The sequence below is a fragment of the Aestuariibaculum sp. YM273 genome (assembly GCF_030908365.1).
In the GTDB taxonomy this organism is placed as follows: Bacteria; Bacteroidota; Bacteroidia; order Flavobacteriales; family Flavobacteriaceae; genus Aestuariibaculum; species Aestuariibaculum marinum.
The window spans coordinates 2505661-2522813 of sequence record NZ_CP133090.1; the positions used below are offsets into that span (position 1 = coordinate 2505661).

Annotated in this window: 18 protein-coding genes and 1 riboswitch; of the genes, 3 read left to right on the plus strand and 15 right to left on the minus strand. The window is 35.0% G+C overall.

All coding sequences use genetic code 11. The features are described from left to right. Positions 1 to 4: 4 nt before the first annotated feature. On the plus strand, positions 5 to 925 hold the full coding sequence (locus tag RBH94_RS10765; protein WP_188224381.1) for a lytic transglycosylase domain-containing protein: 921 nt from the start codon (positions 5 to 7) through the stop codon (positions 923 to 925). 76 nt (positions 926 to 1001) lie between these two features. On the opposite strand, the gene RBH94_RS10770 is transcribed toward RBH94_RS10765, so the two are convergent. After that, a complete protein-coding gene (locus RBH94_RS10770) occupies positions 1002 to 1577 on the minus strand; it encodes a DUF2892 domain-containing protein (RefSeq protein ID WP_307880899.1) in 576 nt (191 codons plus the stop codon). A gap of 296 nt (positions 1578 to 1873) precedes the next feature. Here RBH94_RS10770 and rpmH point away from each other — a divergent pair, with 296 nt between their 5' ends. Together rpmH and carB are read left to right on the plus strand one after the other, a co-directional pair. Further along, entirely contained in the window at positions 1874 to 2035 is a 162-nt protein-coding gene (rpmH, locus tag RBH94_RS10775; RefSeq protein WP_042495769.1) for a 50S ribosomal protein L34, read from the plus strand. Positions 2036 to 2147: 112 nt separating this feature from the next. Then, positions 2148 to 5000 carry a carbamoyl-phosphate synthase large subunit gene (gene carB, locus RBH94_RS10780; RefSeq protein WP_307880900.1) on the plus strand — a complete coding sequence of 951 codons (2853 nt, stop codon included), beginning with the start codon at positions 2148 to 2150 and terminating at the stop codon, positions 4998 to 5000. Positions 5001 to 5046: 46 nt separating this feature from the next. On the opposite strand, the gene RBH94_RS10785 is transcribed toward carB, so the two are convergent. The 14 genes from RBH94_RS10785 to RBH94_RS10850 all read right to left on the minus strand — a co-directional run bounded on the left by RBH94_RS10785 (position 5047) and on the right by RBH94_RS10850 (position 16893). Beyond that, positions 5047 to 5418 carry a 6-phosphogluconate dehydrogenase gene (locus RBH94_RS10785; RefSeq protein ID WP_307880901.1) on the minus strand — a complete coding sequence of 124 codons (372 nt, stop codon included), beginning with the start codon at positions 5416 to 5418 and terminating at the stop codon, positions 5047 to 5049. A gap of 40 nt (positions 5419 to 5458) precedes the next feature. Further along, on the minus strand, positions 5459 to 6001 hold the full coding sequence (locus tag RBH94_RS10790; protein WP_307880902.1) for a YceI family protein: 543 nt from the start codon (positions 5999 to 6001) through the stop codon (positions 5459 to 5461). A gap of 44 nt (positions 6002 to 6045) precedes the next feature. Next, positions 6046 to 6417, minus strand: a complete 372-nt coding sequence (locus RBH94_RS10795) for a hypothetical protein (RefSeq protein WP_307880903.1) — start codon at positions 6415 to 6417, stop codon at positions 6046 to 6048. A gap of 20 nt (positions 6418 to 6437) precedes the next feature. Continuing rightward, the gene (locus RBH94_RS10800; protein ID WP_307880904.1) at positions 6438 to 6800 is read right to left on the minus strand and encodes a hypothetical protein; all 363 of its coding nucleotides are present in this window, start codon (positions 6798 to 6800) and stop codon (positions 6438 to 6440) included. Between the two features lie 11 nt (positions 6801 to 6811). Further along, positions 6812 to 7657, minus strand: a complete 846-nt coding sequence (locus tag RBH94_RS10805) for a DUF5777 family beta-barrel protein (RefSeq protein ID WP_307880905.1) — start codon at positions 7655 to 7657, stop codon at positions 6812 to 6814. Positions 7658 to 7691: 34 nt separating this feature from the next. After that, positions 7692 to 8264, minus strand: a complete 573-nt coding sequence (locus RBH94_RS10810) for a T9SS type A sorting domain-containing protein (RefSeq protein ID WP_307880906.1) — start codon at positions 8262 to 8264, stop codon at positions 7692 to 7694. A 16-nt stretch (positions 8265 to 8280) separates the two neighbouring features. Continuing rightward, positions 8281 to 8670 (minus strand): hypothetical protein, encoded by a 390-nt coding sequence (locus RBH94_RS10815; protein ID WP_307880907.1) that lies wholly within the window; start codon positions 8668 to 8670, stop codon positions 8281 to 8283. A gap of 173 nt (positions 8671 to 8843) precedes the next feature. Further along, on the minus strand, positions 8844 to 9677 hold the full coding sequence (locus RBH94_RS10820; RefSeq protein ID WP_307880908.1) for a DUF4382 domain-containing protein: 834 nt from the start codon (positions 9675 to 9677) through the stop codon (positions 8844 to 8846). Positions 9678 to 9810: 133 nt separating this feature from the next. Next, a complete protein-coding gene (locus RBH94_RS10825) occupies positions 9811 to 10347 on the minus strand; it encodes an acyl-CoA thioesterase (RefSeq protein WP_188224370.1) in 537 nt (178 codons plus the stop codon). Positions 10348 to 10596: 249 nt separating this feature from the next. Continuing rightward, complete coding sequence (rmuC, locus tag RBH94_RS10830) at positions 10597 to 11976, minus strand: DNA recombination protein RmuC (RefSeq protein WP_307880909.1); 1380 nt, start codon at positions 11974 to 11976, stop codon at positions 10597 to 10599. A 68-nt stretch (positions 11977 to 12044) separates the two neighbouring features. After that, positions 12045 to 13769, minus strand: coding sequence for a hypothetical protein (locus RBH94_RS10835; protein ID WP_307880910.1), 1725 nt, complete (start codon positions 13767 to 13769; stop codon positions 12045 to 12047). Positions 13770 to 13885: 116 nt separating this feature from the next. Continuing rightward, positions 13886 to 14680: an ABC transporter ATP-binding protein gene (locus RBH94_RS10840; protein WP_307880911.1), complete on the minus strand. Its 795-nt coding sequence runs from the start codon at positions 14678 to 14680 to the stop codon at positions 13886 to 13888. 14 nt (positions 14681 to 14694) lie between these two features. Then, a complete protein-coding gene (locus RBH94_RS10845) occupies positions 14695 to 15726 on the minus strand; it encodes an iron ABC transporter permease (protein WP_307880912.1) in 1032 nt (343 codons plus the stop codon). Beyond that, positions 15727 to 16893 carry an ABC transporter substrate-binding protein gene (locus RBH94_RS10850; RefSeq protein WP_307880913.1) on the minus strand — a complete coding sequence of 389 codons (1167 nt, stop codon included), beginning with the start codon at positions 16891 to 16893 and terminating at the stop codon, positions 15727 to 15729. A gap of 57 nt (positions 16894 to 16950) precedes the next feature. Then, a riboswitch (cobalamin riboswitch) is annotated at positions 16951 to 17137 on the plus strand. Positions 17138 to 17153: the final 16 nt, after the last annotated feature.

A 17153-nucleotide genomic window follows, 5' to 3' on the forward strand; every position in this document is an offset into this window, starting at 1 on the left:
AGCGATGAAGATTATAGAGAAAGCCTTGGCGTTTGTGGGTTTATTAAGTTTATGTGCGTTATTTATTTATGCTCTACAAGACGCTCCAACCGATGAAAATTTTGAGAAAAAATTAATAAACGATTATAATGTTTATGCCCTTCAAGTTCCTGGTAATTTGGAATTTGCCGGAGAACCAGTACCATTAAAAAATCCGGACATTTTAGAACGTATGGATCGCGAATTGTTGGTAAATACTTATTGGCAATCTAACGGATTATTAATGTTTAAACGTGCAAACAAATATTTTCCGGTAATAGAACCTATTTTAAAGAAACATGGTGTTCCGGATGATTTTAAATATTTAGCTGTTATAGAAAGTGGTTTAATGAATGTAGTGTCTCCGGCTGGAGCAAGAGGTGTTTGGCAAATTATGCCCGCAACGGCAAGAGAAAATGGCTTAGAGGTAAATGATAATGTTGATGAACGTTATAATTTAGAAATGGCAACAGAAGTAGCATGTAAGTATTTATTAGATGCTAAAGAGAATTTGGGAAGCTGGACTTTGGCAGCAGCAGCATATAACGCGGGTAATGCAGGTGTGGCAAGACGTTTAAAAGAACAGAATGTTACAGATTATTACGATTTACTGTTAGGAGAAGAAACTGGTCGTTATTTATTCAGAATTGTAGCTTTAAAAGAAATTTTATCAAACCCAGCGAAGTACGGATTCAATTTTAGAGAAAAAGATTTGTATCAGGATGTACCTACATATAAGGTGGAAGTAGATACAGCGGTAACCGATTTTACAAAGTTTGCCGAAAGCTTTGGTATTAATTACAAAATATTAAAACTGCATAATCCTTGGTTAAGAGAGCCGCATTTAAACAATCGATCTCGAAAACTTTACAAGATTGATATTCCTAAAGAAGGATATTATAATTAAGATAAATTTAATGAATAGATATAAAAAAAAAAGCACATCGGTAAGATGTGCTTTTTTTTATTAATATAAATTGTTGTTAACCTCTTCTTTTTTGAGCTCTAAGTGATCCGCCTGCACCATAATGCTGGCTCGGACCTTGTGCACGCTTCATATTATCCTTCATCATTTTAATTTGATCGGCAAGCATACCTTGTTTATCTAATTTTGAAGCTTCGCTTAATAATTTCTGAGCTTCCTGTTTTCTGCGTTTAGAAAAAGCAATACCAGCCAAATTTAATTTAGCCATGGCTAAATCATGATCCATAGATAAACCTAAACTCACGGCTTTTTTAAAGAATTTTTCAGCCTCATTCATATTAGATTGAGAAACCATTAATCCGTGAAGGTAGTTGTAATATCCCTGTTGTTTCTTTACTAAGGCACTTTCTGGATTTTTAATTTTATCTAACCATTTTTTAGCACCTTCAAAATCCTGCTTACGTAATCTTAAAAATGCCAGTAAAATAAATTCGTTTTTAAAATATAGGAATACAAATATTAAAGATAATAGTATAAGCATAATACCATTACCTATATTGTTCTCAACAAATTGATAAATAGCATATCCGAAAATGCCGATAGCTATAATAAGTTTTATAATTTTATTGTACATTTTTATTAGGTTTGTAGTGTTTAATAGGCTTTTTAAAACCTTGTTACCTTTATTTGATTTGCAAATAAACTAAAATTTTATCAAAATTAGATAAAAGATAATTAACAAAAAGAAGCCGGTTATCCCAAATAAATAGGCTTGTGTTTCTGATGAAGAAGCGTAAAATATTTATTTCAAAATATTTTTTTAAATAACGTTTGTCAATGTAAAAACTCTTTGTATATTTGCGCTCAGTTTTGGAGGAACCCAAAGAGATAATAATTAAGTACAATTCAGATTTTTAAAGATACAAGATAATGAGTAAAAGAACATTTCAGCCATCGAAAAGAAAAAGAAGAAACAAACATGGCTTTAGAGAAAGAATGGCTTCTGCTAATGGAAGAAAAGTACTTGCTCGTAGAAGAGCTAAGGGAAGAAAAAAATTGTCTGTATCGACTGAAACTAGACATAAAAAATAATGATTTAATATTGTTATAATATAAAGGTGTTGCTTTAGTGTAACGCCTTTTTTTATGCATACTTATCACTTATTAGAGTAAATTACTTAAATACAATACATAAAAAGGAAAAATGCCTAAAAATTCAAAACTTAAATCGATATTAATAATTGGCTCGGGTCCTATTGTTATAGGACAGGCATGTGAATTTGATTATTCTGGAACCCAAGCTCTAAGATCGCTTAGAGAGGATGGAATTGAAACAATCTTAATCAATTCTAACCCGGCAACAATCATGACAGATCCTTCAATGGCAGATCATGTATACTTGTTACCTCTAAACACCAAGTCTATTGTTAAGATCTTAAAAGAACATCCGCAAATTGATGCTGTTTTACCAACAATGGGAGGACAAACGGCATTAAACTTATGTATTGAAGCAGATGAAAAGGGAATTTGGAATGATTTTGGAGTAGAAATTATTGGTGTTGATATTGATGCCATTAATATTACCGAAGACAGAGAGCAGTTCCGTGAATTGATGGAGAAAATTGGAGTTAAAATGGCTCCTCAAGCAACTGCTACTTCATTCTTAGAAGGTAAAACAATTGCTCAGGAATTTGGTTTCCCATTATGTATCCGTTCGTCGTTCACTTTAGGTGGGGCAGGAGCTGCGATTGTATATAATGAAGAAGATTACGATGAATTATTAACTCGTGGTTTAGAAGTATCGCCAATTCACGAGGTAATGATTGATAAAGCTATGATGGGATGGAAAGAGTACGAGTTAGAGCTTTTAAGAGATGCTAACGATAACGTAGTGATTATCTGTTCTATTGAAAATATGGACCCAATGGGTATCCATACAGGAGATTCTATCACTGTTGCTCCGGCAATGACTTTAAGCGATAGCACCTTCCAGAAAATGCGTGATATGGCCATCTTAATGATGCGTAGTATTGGGGATTTCGCAGGAGGATGTAACGTACAGTTTGCTGTATCTCCAGACGATCAGGAAGATATCATTGCTATCGAGATTAATCCACGTGTATCGCGTTCTTCGGCATTAGCAAGTAAAGCAACAGGATATCCTATCGCAAAAATTGCTGCGAAATTAGCCATTGGTTACCACTTAGATGAGTTACAAAACCAAATTACGAAGTCTACTTCGGCGTTATTTGAGCCTACTTTAGACTACGTAATTGTTAAAATACCACGTTGGAACTTCGATAAGTTTGAAGGATCAGATAGAACTTTAGGGCTTCAAATGAAGTCGGTAGGAGAAGTTATGGGGATTGGTCGTTCGTTCCAGGAAGCACTTCATAAAGCAACACAATCGTTAGAGATTAAACGTAACGGTTTAGGTGCCGATGGTAAAGAAAACAAGAACTACGATCAAATTATAGAAAAATTAACGCATGCCTCTTGGGATCGTGTATTTACCATTTACGATGCTATTGCGATGGGTATTCCGTTAAGTAGAATCCACGAAATCACTAAGATTGATATGTGGTTCTTAAAGCAGTATGAAGAGTTATTCTTATTACAGAAAGAAATCTCTACGTATACTATTGAAAATCTAGATAAAGAACTTTTACTTGAAGCTAAGCAAAAAGGATACGGTGACAGACAGATAGCTCACATGTTAGGGTGTTTAGAAAGTGAAGTGTATAATAAACGTGAAGAATTAGGTATTAACCGTGTGTACAAATTAGTAGATACGTGTGCTGCCGAGTTTAAAGCGAAAACACCTTACTATTACTCAACGTTTGAGAGTGATATGGAAACTGCAGATGGAAAACGTTATGCAGATAACGAAAGTGTGGTGTCTGACAAGAAGAAAATTATCGTATTAGGTTCTGGTCCAAACCGTATTGGACAAGGTATCGAGTTCGATTACTGTTGTGTACACGGTGTATTAGCTGCTTCTGAAGCTGGTTACGAAACCATCATGATTAACTGTAATCCAGAAACGGTATCAACCGATTTCGATACAGCAGATAAGTTATACTTCGAGCCTGTATTCTGGGAGCACATTTACGATATCATTAAACATGAAAAACCAGAAGGTGTTATTGTTCAGTTGGGTGGTCAAACCGCTTTAAAACTTGCTGAAAAATTAGATCGTTACGGCATTAAAATTATAGGTACTAGCTACCAGGCTTTAGATTTAGCTGAAGACAGAGGAAGTTTCTCTACCTTATTAAAAGAGAATAATATTCCTTACCCAGAATTCGATACGGCTGAATCTGCTGAAGAAGCTTTAAAAGTAGCTGATAAATTAGATTTCCCAATCCTTGTAAGACCATCTTACGTATTAGGAGGACAAGGAATGAAGATTGTAATCAACAAACAAGAACTTGAAAAACACGTTGTAGATTTACTAAGAACTATTCCTAACAACAAATTGTTATTAGACCACTATTTAGATGGTGCAATTGAAGCTGAAGCCGATGCGATTTGTGATGGAGAAGATGTTTACATCATAGGTATTATGGAGCACATCGAACCTTGTGGTATTCACTCGGGAGATAGTAATGCAACATTACCTCCGTTCAACTTAGGAGATTTAGTAATGGAGCAAATTAAAGATCACACGAAAAAGATTGCTAAAGCTCTAAACACTGTTGGTTTAATCAATATTCAGTTTGCGATTAAAGATGATAAAGTTTACATTATCGAAGCTAATCCAAGAGCATCGAGAACAGTACCGTTTATCGCAAAAGCTTATGGAGAGCCTTACGTAAACTATGCAACTAAAGTAATGTTAGGTGATAAGAAAGTGAAAGATTTTAACTTTAATCCGAAGTTAGAAGGGTATGCAATTAAGCAACCAGTATTCTCTTTCAATAAATTCCCTAACGTAAACAAGCAATTAGGACCTGAGATGAAGAGTACCGGAGAAAGTATCTTATTCATTGATAGCTTAAAAGATGATGAATTTTACGATTTATATTCAAGACGTACGATGTACTTGAGTAAATAATCTTAAAATATGACTATAAAAAAAGCCGCTTTTAAAGCGGCTTTTTTTATTTCTTATATAATGTTTGTCGTTCTTTATCTTCTTCAACTTTTGTGATAAAATATTTGGTGTCCCCTAGCCAAAAAAAGGTGCGGTAACGCTCAAAATAAGTGAGTCTGACAAAGCGACCTTGGTATTTTTGAAGATCATTAATTATTTTTTTGTTGCCTTTTTCGACCGAGAAGGCAAAGCGTTGTTCTTCAGAAACCCCCTGACTTAATTCACCTTCCCAGGTTTTTGTAAAAACACCTTTTTTACTGAATTTAATCAAGTCTCCAGATCGAACACCTTCACTGTAGGGTACATAATAGACAAAACAAAAATATCCAATTGTAACAATAACAATGGCAGCAATCAACTTGTAAAGAAATTTTTTCATGGTAATGGTTTGATATTGGCTAAAGATAATAAAATCGGAATTACTTTTTTGTAAGTTTAAAGTCGAAAGAAACGGCAATGGCCTCTGCAATTTTATTACTTACTATTTTCGGGATTTTGATATCGAATTCTGAAGCATTTGCTTCAAATTTGCCTGAAATTTCAAGAATGTCATTCACTTTTGAAATAATAATTGGGACCTTGTTTAGGATTTTGGTTTTACCATGAAAGCTGAGTGCTCCACTGATGGTAAAAGAAGTTTTTTTATTGATTTTTGAAACGTTAAAATCGTCGATTGTTCCCTTAAAAGTTGCCTTAGGGTAAGTGTCCGATTCAGCATAGTTTTCATTAAAATGTTCTTCCATTAAAGCATTTTTAAAACGGAAACCTTTTACAAGGACAAGCGCTGCAAACTCACCATTATCAGCATTTAAAATGGCGGTTACCGAATTGTTTGTCGCTTTAACTTCTTCAAATGAAGGTACTGAGGCTTCAAAACCAACAGTACCTGTTTTTGTTAAATATTTATCTTGAGCAAAAACATTTAAACTAATAAATGCCATGCAGTAGACTAGGTATTTCATTGTAATATTTTATTGTTTTAATTCAAAAAAAGCCAAATACAAAATTAGTTTTCTAATAATCCTCCATCCTTCCATTGCTGAATGAGGTTTTTATCTGTTGCAGATAAGGTGCCATTAACCGGCATTTTACCGGAACCAGTTCTATTAATGCGATCTAGAATTGCATCAATATAACTAGATACCTGTGCATAGGTTGTTAAGGACATTGGTGCGCTATTTGATGGAGTGCTACCATGACAAGATGTACAATTACTTGATATTATGCTTTTAATATCGGCATCATAGGTTACTTTTTCCGTTGGTGTTGGATCCGGGTCAGGATCTGGTTGAGAGGTCATATCGTCATCACTACTGCTTGAGCAGTTAAAAACAAAAAGCATTATCGCTAAACCGTAAAAAAGAGATTTAAAATTCATAGCAGAGAGTTTAAAGTTATTTAGTTTTCTAGTAGTCCATCAGTTTCCCATTTTTCAATGAGATCGATAAGGTTTTGTGGTAATTTTGGGCCACCCAAAGGCATAAGCCCTCCGGAAGCTGTCCCATTAATTTTACCTATTAAATTATTGTTTTGCACAGCAGACTTTACATTGTTATAAGTTGTTAATGATACGCTGGCTCCGCTGTTCGGAGTATTAGCATGGCAACTAATGCAGTTATTGTCAATTATGGTCTTTACATCGTCATTATAAGTAACAATATTTGGTAATGGCGTAGAGTCTAACAAATCATCTGTACTGTCGTTAGCACAGTTAAATAAGCAAACAGAAAAAAGTATTAATGTTATAGATAAAGGTTTCATAGTAGAAAGGGTTAAAATACACGACTTAAGTTAAATCCGAAATAAATATTACCATCACTCCAGTCTCCGGTGCTTTGACCTAAAAAGGTATTGGTATTCATACCCTGAGCATTGGTAAAATGCATTTGAAATACATGACCTCCGGTTTCTAAATCGATACCTATAGATAACGGGTTTTTAAACGGAGAATTGTCGGCACGGTTTAAATGCCATCCATAATCGGCGTTTAAAGACCAGCGTTTTCCTAGTTTATACCGTCCACCAAAACCTAAAGCAAATTGAGAATTATCCTGTACATCAATAGCTACGTAATTATCATGAAAAAACGTAGGCGCCAGTTCAAGGGATAAATTAGAATTAACTTTTCTGGATACCAATACTTGAGCGGTGTAGCCTAGTCGGTGTTTAAATTCTAAAAGCGGAAGGTTGTCTTTTTCCAGTCCTGTATTTATTAATATGGAATTGTATCCTACTACCGTAAATGGAAAACCATTATTTTGCTGTTTTAAAAGCGTATATTTTGCTGCAGCTTCATAAATTTTTTGAAAGGAACTTCTGGAGATACTCACGTTTAAATCGTCGGTAATACCGAAAATAAAATTTAAGCGGGTTACGGCGTCATCCAGACCGAAAAAGGTGTCGATCCCATTTTCTAAACTCCCAAATCGGTGTGCTACCACAAAAGTAAATTCGCCTTTTGCAACGAGTTTAGTTGATTCAAAGTTTACAATTTTGAGCCCTTTGAATGCCGCCGAGGCGTATTGCGATGAGACATCAGTATCTATCTCATCTAATAAATCATCCTGAGCATGAACTAGTATAGGAATACAAAAAAGAAAAATAAGTAGGTGCTTCATACTTCGAGTAGTTTAGTTAATTATGTTTAAAAGTTTAATGCTTAAAAAAGCGCTTGCTTATACTTGAATTAGATGTGTTTAGTTTTAATAGATACATCCCTGAGGTTAAATTAGAAATATTAATTTTATTACCCAAATAAGGTATACTGTTGATCTCTTTTCCAAGAATATTGTATATAGTAACTGTTTTTAAATCTAATCCGTTTGGGATGTTTAAAGTCAAGAAATCTTTGGCGGGGTTTGGAGATAAGGCGATGTTTTTTAAGGAAAACTCTTTGTCACTTAAGGCTTCTTCAACAGTAATAATTCCTCCCATTGTTTGGGTATGAACACCACATATATAAGGGTTGGTGCCTACCTGAGTAAATGTAAAAAGATAAGTGTTTCCGTTTCCAGTAAGTGTAGGACTTGCGAAAGCTTGTGTACTTCCGGATTCACTAACCACAGAATGCGGTAAGTTGTCAGTCCAAGTCCATCGAACAGATTCTCCAACTTTTAGGGTTAAATTTAAGCTAGTTCCAACTGATGTATCCCAGTCAAGTTCGTGAATAGTTTGTGCTTGTATTCCCCAAGAGGTTAATACGAAAAGGAGTAGAAATGTTTTCATGTGTTAGTTGTTTAAATTAATCTTTAACTATACTACACTGATCCAGTTTTACCTGTTCTAATAAATCGTCGTAACCAATACAGCGACCTTTAATTTTAATGGTTGTATCTACTTTTTGGGGTGGGGTGATAGCCGTACTAAACTGACAAAAAATACTTTGGTCTAGGGTAATGTCTGTTTGGTTTAAATCTGTTATAACACCAGTAACCTCAATGGTTTTATTGATAAATTTAAGCTCGGCTTGATTGGGGGAGTTTACAAAGGCTTCACTGAAAGCAGAAGCTTCAAGGACAAAATTGGCCGATTCTGTTTCAATATTTCTGTGATCTTGGTATATATAACTATAACCAAAATAGAGCGCTAAAATAAATAAGGCAAGGATATATATGTAATACCTTTTCTTCATTTTACTAAAGTTAATGAAAATAAATGACATTTAAAAAAGCCTTATTTTAATATAAAAAGTCGTTTTTTTACGTTAACAAGAACAGGCAGCCCATAAAAAAACTAAAGGCCTTTAAGAATAATTATGTGTAATTTATCTTAAAAGCCTTTATAAATTTTGTTTATATAAAATTATTATGGAGTAACAGTTGTTAAAAGAATTGTTCCTGCTTCGGTTACTTCTCCAACAATAACCATTGTTTCTGCAGAATAGGCATTGTATCCTTCTCTAGTTATTTTTAACGTGTAAGTTCCGCCTTCAAGTCCTTGAAATAAGAAGTTTCCGTTCTCATCGGTCATGGTGTCGGTTACTTTAAGGTCTTCAGCGTCGTAAATTTCTACTGTAACATCTGCCATAGGCGTTTCAACTTCTTCAATGTTTTCAACTACAGTTCCACTAACAGATCCAGAATTAACTTCTGCATTTACTTTAATTACAGGTTTAAGATTGTATGACCCTGTGCTTCCAGATTCAACAATAGACTCGCTTACCACCCAGTCAAGGATGAAAGTATAAGTAAATCCTCCTTCAAGCTCGGTGTTTAAGTTTAGTTTTAATCCAGACTGCATAGCACTTGGAGTGTTTAAAGGTATTAAAGTGTTGTCGCCTGCTAATTTAAGGGTGTTACCATCTCCTAATACAAGTCTGATTTGTTTCATCATTCCAGAAGGAATAATTTGATCGGTTAACAAAAGAGAATTCCCAGAGATAAGTTCTGTTAGGTCAACTTCAATCGGGTAAGCTTCGGCTGGAGCAAAACTTTGCCAACCGTCTTCATTTTCAGTAGAATTGTACTGAATGTCTGTGATAACAACATTCACCTCTTCATAATCACCCGAGGCATCAACTAATTTTAGCTGAACGCGAGAGGAGCTTTCTCCATCGTTGTCACTACAGCTATTGAAAAATGTTAATGACATGATTGAAATACCAATGATTAAGTAGGTCTTTAAATTTTTAAAATTCATTGTTTTTAGATTTTGGGTTTATTTTAAATGATTCACTAATATAACAAGTTACATTAAGAATTTCCTACCCTTAGATTTGAAAAAAAATGAAATAAAATTTGTTAAGAATTGATTATTATTGATTTATAGTGAATTATAATTCAACCTGGGCATTTTGTTGTTTCACAATTTCGATGTAATCTTCAATAACAAAACCTGAAGGTTTATATTTAGAACTTCGGTGTTTCGATTGTTCCTGACGTTCAATACTTCTGGCAAAACGGCGTACACTATCCTTGGTTTTTAAAATAATACCCGGAACCGGTACATTTTTACCACTTTCATCTTTAGCAACCATTGTAAAGTACGAGGAGTTACAGTGTTTCTTTTCTCCGGTTTGAATGTTTTCCGATTCTACTCGAACCCCGATTACCATGGAGGTTCTTCCAGTAAAATTTACAGAAGCTTTAAGTGTAACCAATTCGCCAACCTCAATAGGATTTAAAAAATCTACTTTGTTAACTGAAGCCGTTACACAATAATTTCTGGAATGTTTAGAGGCACAGGCAAATGCAATTTGGTCCATCAAACTTAAAATGTAACCACCGTGAATTTTTCCACTAAAATTAGAGTTCGATGGTAACATTAACTGAGTAATTGTAATCTGTGATTCTTCAATAGTTCTAAACATGTGTAATGGCTTATTAATTGATTTATAGGAGTTGTTTTAAGACCTTTAAATTCTTATTTAAAACTAATATAAACATATCTATTTGAGTTATTCTTAACCTAAAAATATTTTTCGTGAGTTCTGAAATATTCTACTTATTTAGAATAATTTTCTCAATTATATCAAGGGCTCCTTGAAAATAATGTAAACAAAAAACACCTGTGGAATACAGGTGTTTTAATGGTTTTAATCCATTTTTAATGAATAAGCTTATTCTTCTTCGGCTCGTTTTAGGAGTTTTTCATTTTGGTGTTTGCTAGCCTTAGCACCCAAAACTTTTAGTTTTTCAACGCGAGACACCAAATTACCTTTTCCGGTTAGTTTTTTCATGGCACTTTCATACGATGTTTGAACGGTTCCAATTTGTTTTCCTACTTTAATCAATTCATCCGTAAGGTTGACGAATGAATCATAAAGACGACCAGCTTGCGTAGCAATTTCAATCGCATTTTGTTGTTGCTTTTCGTTATTCCACATGGTGTCTATGGTTCTAAGCGTCGCTAAAAGGGTAGAAGGGGTAACAATAACAATATTCTTTTCAAAGGCTTTATTGTAGATGCTATTATCTTCATTAACCACCACAGCAAAAGCAGGTTCTATAGGGATAAACATTAATACGAAGTCTGGCGATTCGATATCGTATAAATCCTGATAATTTTTTTCCGAAAGTTGATCGACGTGTTTTTTTATAGAGTTGACGTGCGCTTTTAAAAACTGAGGTTTGTCCTCGTCTTCTGCATTTACAAAACGTTCATAATCAACTAAAGATACCTTACTGTCAATAATCATTTTTTTATTATCCGGCAGGTGTAAAACTACATCCGGTAACACGCGAGCACCAGTATCTAAAGTAAAGTTTTGCTGAACAAAATATTCGCGATCTTTTTCTAACCCCGATTTTTCAAGCACGCGTTCCAGTACTAATTCGCCCCAGTTCCCCTGCATTTTACTGTCACCTTTTAAAGCTCGGGTTAGGTTAGTGGCTTCTTTAGTCATTTGCTGATTCAGGTCTTTCAATCCTAATAACTGCTCTTTTAAAGCCGAATGCATACTGATGCTTTCCTTTTGAGAGTCTTCAACTTTTTTCTCGAAGCCTTGTATTTTTTCCTGTAAGGGGTTTAAAATATGTTTTAGGTTTTCTTTATTCTGAAGGGTGAATTTCTCTGATTTTTCGTCTAAAATCTTATTAGCTAAGTTTTCAAACTCTTTACTGAATTTTTCCTGAAGCTTTTCTACTTCACTTTTTTGCTCTTCATTTTTAAGTTTTAAATTTTCGAATTCGGTGTTTTTGATAGCCAATTCAGAATTTAAAAATTCTTTTTCGCGACGAATATCTTCACGTTCATTCTCAATTTTAGAAATTGCTTCTTTGAATTCTGTAACCTGTTTGTTGAACAATTCGGTTTGTTTATCGAGATCCTGTTGCGCGGCCTGCTTAATATCACCTAATTGCTGTTGTAAAGTATTGTTGCGTTCGGTTAAAGTGCTCAACTCACTTTTTCCTTTTAATTTATTGATAAGCATACCGATATAGGCACCGATACCCGCCGAAATGATTATGGCAAGAATAAGAATAAGGTTGTCGTTCATGTAAAAAAGAATTTATTCAAAGATAAATTTTTTACGAACGTATATCCTGTTGAATTTTTAAAAGTTATTTACAGCACCGATGTGGTTATGCCTATATCACTGTCTTGCCAGGCTTTATTAAATTCGTTTTTTATTTTTTTAGCGTCTTTGGTTTTACCTTGGGCAACCAAGCTATTGTATAACCCCATTAACGACCAACCGTTTTGTCTTAAGTTTACCAAGTCTTCTTTATAGACTTTTTCGGCTTCAGAATATCGTTTGGCTTTTAGTAAAACAGCACCTAAATTTTGTCTTGGCGGAATATGCCACGCCGAAGGTTCATTGTAAATGAGATTGTCTTCAATTGAAACAGCTTTCTCAAAATGGGTAATAGCTGTGTTATAATCTTTGGTCCTTGCGGCAATTTCTCCTGAAACAATTTCATAAGCCAGTTTTGCTAAGGTGGTGCCGCTATCGAAACCGGTTGCAATATTGTTTTCCATGTCCGGATCGTTTGCTAAAGCGTCAATAGCTTCTAATTCTTCTTTGGCATCCTTTAAATTATTTTTTCGGGTAAATGCAATCCCTCTGGCGTAGTGCCAAATGAGTTTTAAATGCTTGATATCGTCATTGGGTTTTGGGTAGGTTAAAATGTCGTTCCATTTCCCAAATCGGGTGTAAGCCAATAGTGGTGTAGAGGCAAAGTTTTGTAAAAAGTGAAGGTCTTTCATTTCGCCAACGGGTACTTTTTCGGCGGTTTTTTTAGCGGCATCAATGGCGAGTTGGCTATTTCCTAATAAACTGGATGCAGACCATAAAAAATGAATGTTATGGGGATAATAGCCTAACGGATACATGCCTTGCGAAAAGCATTGTGAAATATAATCTTCGTCAGCAAGAATGGCTTTTTGGTTGGCTTCAACGGCATCTTTATAACGACCAACTCTTATGTAAATATGGGATGGCATATGTACAATATGTCCGGCAGCGGGCATTAACGAGGCGAGTTTTTCTGCACTGGGTACTGCCATGTCTGGTTTTGGTAGTTCCACCATATGAATATAATAATGATGAGCGCCAGGGTTATCCGGGTCTAATTTTATTGCTTTTTCCAATGCCATTTTTGCTTCAGTGATATTTGGAGAAGGGTTGCCATTTTTGTCCCAATAATTCCATCGTACCGTATTCATTACCGATGCAGCATAGAGGGTTTGTATATCGCTATCGTTAGGATATTGAGCAACCACTTTTTCCATAGCTTTCATGTACGCCATATTCAGTTCACTCACTTCTTTGGTTAAATCTTCGGAATAACGATGTGTTAAGGCTTTTATGAGTGCTTGTTCTTTAGGTGTGGCATTTTTAGATTGGTTTAAAGCTTGAGCAATTGCTTCGTTGTATTTGTTTTTGCGTTCATCATCGGGTTGCGGATCATTAATATTTGGTCCTAAAGTATAGGCTTGTCCCCAATATGCCATGGCACAACTAGGGTCTAATCTTGACGTTTCCATAAAAGAACGATGGGCCTCTGCGTGGTTAAAGGCATAGGTTAAGCGAATACCCTGATTGAAAAATCGTTGTGCTAGTGCATTTGTTGTACTCACCTTATAGCTATGGTTACCCAGATTTTCAAAAAGTGGTGCAATCTGTTTTGTAGAGTCTATGTTATTCAATAGAAAGGCTGTTGATGTACAACTAATAGAGTTAGTACCAATTTTACGACTATAGTCAAATGCCTCTTCGTGGTTTATTTTATGTGAAATAGTTACATACAGTATAACGGCTGTAAACAAAATAGCTAGTTTAGTTTTCATAATATCAATCGGTTAGGGTTGTTGTAGTTTACCTAAATAGTAGGTGCAGATACTGATTGATTATGAGGAAGTCTTGTTATAAATTTAGTTAAAATACTGATAATAAGAAAGTCATGCTACTTTTTAATTCTGAAGCTTCCCGTGTTTTCATCGAAAGTAATAAGGTCTTTTGGGAATAATTTCTCGAATGCACCGCTTCTTATCAGGTTGCAGGGTTGATCCATTTCAACATGGTCTTTAGTCATGACAATCATGCTATCACACAATTGAATGGCCAGATCGATTTCGTGAGAGGAGAATAGAATAGTTTTATTGGTTTCCTTAGCTAATTTTTTAAGAAGTTTTAAAATATAGGCCTTGTGATACATATCGAGATGTGTGGTTGGCTCGTCCAGGATAATCAAGTCGGTATCTTGAGATAAGGCACGTGCAATCATCACTTTTTGCAACTGACCATCACTTAGTTCGAAACATTTTTTGTGTTTGATATCTTCAATATGTGTTTGCTCTAAAGCCTGATTAACAATGGCTACATCTTCAGAAGTTAAATTTCCCACCCAATTGGTGTACGGTTGTCGGCCTAAGGCCACTAATTCGAAAACCGATAAGTTTTTAGAAATGAGTTTTTCGGTTAATACCAAGCTTAAAATCTTAGCTAAATCAATGGCACTCTGTTTTTCTAAGGACTTGTTGTTGATGAGCACCTGGCCTGCAATCGGGTTTTGCACTTTTGTAAGTGTACGAAGTAAGGTTGATTTACCAATACCATTAGCACCAACTAACCCAATTAATTCTCCGTTGTGCAATTCAATATTGATGTTTGAGGCAATAATGGTTTGTTCCTTTTTAGAGGTGTAACCAATGCTTAAATTTTCGGTTTTTAAAATGATATGATGTTCGTTGTGTTCCACTTAAATTATTCTATTTAAAATATCATTTTACGTTTTCTAACCAATAACCAGATAATCACCGGAGCGCCTATTAACGCCGTTATCGCATTGATAGGTAAAGTTAAATCACTATTTGGTACCTGTGAAATAATATCGCAAACGAGCATGATGATTGACCCGAATAGAAACACAGCAGGTAATAATATCTTGTGATTTGAAGTGTTGAAAATCTGTCTTGTTAAATGCGGAATAGCTAAACCAATAAAGGCGATTGGGCCGGCAAACGCAGTGATGGTTCCTGCTAGTAAACTGGTAGAAATAATGATGGCTAAGCGACTTCGTTTAATATTTAATCCTAAGCTCTTAGCGTAATTTTCACCTAATAGTAGGGTGTTTAATGATTTTATGGATCCGATACTAATTAACAGTCCGAAGCTGTAAATGATAGCAAATATTAAAAGTTCATGCCACGATAAATTACCTAAACTTCCAAATCCCCAGAAGATATATTGTTGTAACTGTTCGGCAGAACCAAAATAGGAGAGGACACTTACTACCGAAGCTGTAATGCTGGCAAACATCAATCCTATAATTAAAATCGCCATGGTATCTCTAACTTTTAAAGAGGTAATTAAAACCGCAAAAAGAACTAGAAAACTTCCTAAACTGGCTGCAATCACAATACTCCATTTCGACATTAAAAAGACAGCAAATGCGGTTCCGAATAACCCAGATCCAAGAATAATGGTTGCAACGCCTAAACTTGCTCCAGAACTGATACCTAAAACAAAGGGGCCGGCCAATGGATTCCTAAATAGGGTTTGCATTAAAAGACCTGAAATACCTAAACCCGATCCAACTAAAATGGCGGTAACTGCTTTTGGAAGGCGGTAATTAGTAATAATATAATGCCAGGATTCCTGTGATGTTTCAGTACCTATTAAACTATTAAAAACATCTTTTATTGGGATGTAAATAGAGCCCAAACTTATATTGATGAAAAAGCATAATACCAACAAAATTGCAAGTACTAAAAAAGGAACGTTATATGTTTTTATGGGCGTCAATTATTCTAAGCGTTTAAAAAAGTAAAGATCATAATTTTTCAGGAGTTCCGGGTGACAAATTTTAATCAGGTCTTTTAAAACCAGGTCTGGTCTGGTCATGCCCAACTCAAAATACAAAACACCTCCGGTTGCTCCAGTGGTATTTGTGAAGGAGTAAATGTTTTTAGTTTGGAAAGCCTTAAATGTCGCATGATGCGGATTTCCGTTTTTAAGACTTTCCAGACTTGTATAATTAGAAGGGCTCAACCATATATCGGCATCTTTGGCTTTTGTAAATACGGATTCAAAATTAAGGGATAAACTTCCGGACCCTTTAGAATCACTCCACAAGTAATTCGCATGAGCATCTTCTAAAAGCTGGGCTTCGGTACTTGTTCCGTTAGGTAAATACCAAATATCTTTATGCATGGCGCCACTTAAAATAGTCGGTTTGGTTTGTGTGTTTTTAGCCAGTTTTTTGGCTTCTAAATAATCGGTTTCAATACGTTTAAAAATAGAGTCAGCTTGTTGTTTTTTGTTGAATAAAACCCCAAAAAACTTTATCCATTCGGCTTTAGCTAAAGGAGAATTTTCCACCCAATCGCCATTAAAAATTACTGGAATTCCTGATTTTTTAATGGTTTCTAAAGATTTGTTTTTACCGTCAATACCAAAACCAATAACCACATCAGGTTGTGTTGCTAGCAAGACTTCGGTGTTTATACCTTCGTTTTTTCCGAGTTCTCTAACGTGTTTTGCGTCAACGAGCTCTCTAATCTTTTCAGATGAAATAAAATCTGTTCCTGGAAATCCTACCAAGGTATTTTCAACATTTAAAAGTTCTAAAGCGGGTAGATGTGTGGTGCTGGTAACCACCATTTTTTCTATGGGCAGAGTGATGATACCATCGAATTCATCACGGTTTAGTGTAATTTCAGGAAGGATACTTTCTTCAACTAAAGCATATTTGTAGACTTTGTCTGCATTTGGCCAAGGATTGGATATGGTTAAGGTTTTATAATACTCTGTAGCACTTACAGAAAAGCCTTTTGCATAGTTAAGTGGAAATTCAGTGCTATTTTGTTCTGAAATTTCAATGGATTTAACCTTGTTTTTACAAGCTAATAGCGTTATAAGAATTAGCAGTATATAAGTCGTTCTTTTCACGATACCTAAAATTTGTGTCAAAAGTAAGATTAATTAATCTTTTGAATAAAACATTAGACAAAAAGGTTTACTTTTGCTTCGAAATTTGGTTTTGTTGGCTTCACGCCAACGAATTAAAAGGGAATCTGGTGTAATTCCAGAACTGTTCCCGCAACTGTAAGCTATCAAGCTTCATGCAAAACTTCAATGTCACTGAAGAATAATCTTTGGGAAGACCAGCATGAAGACGCAAGTCAGGAGACCTGCCAGTTTTCAAAACAATAAAGTTAAACTTTCGGGAT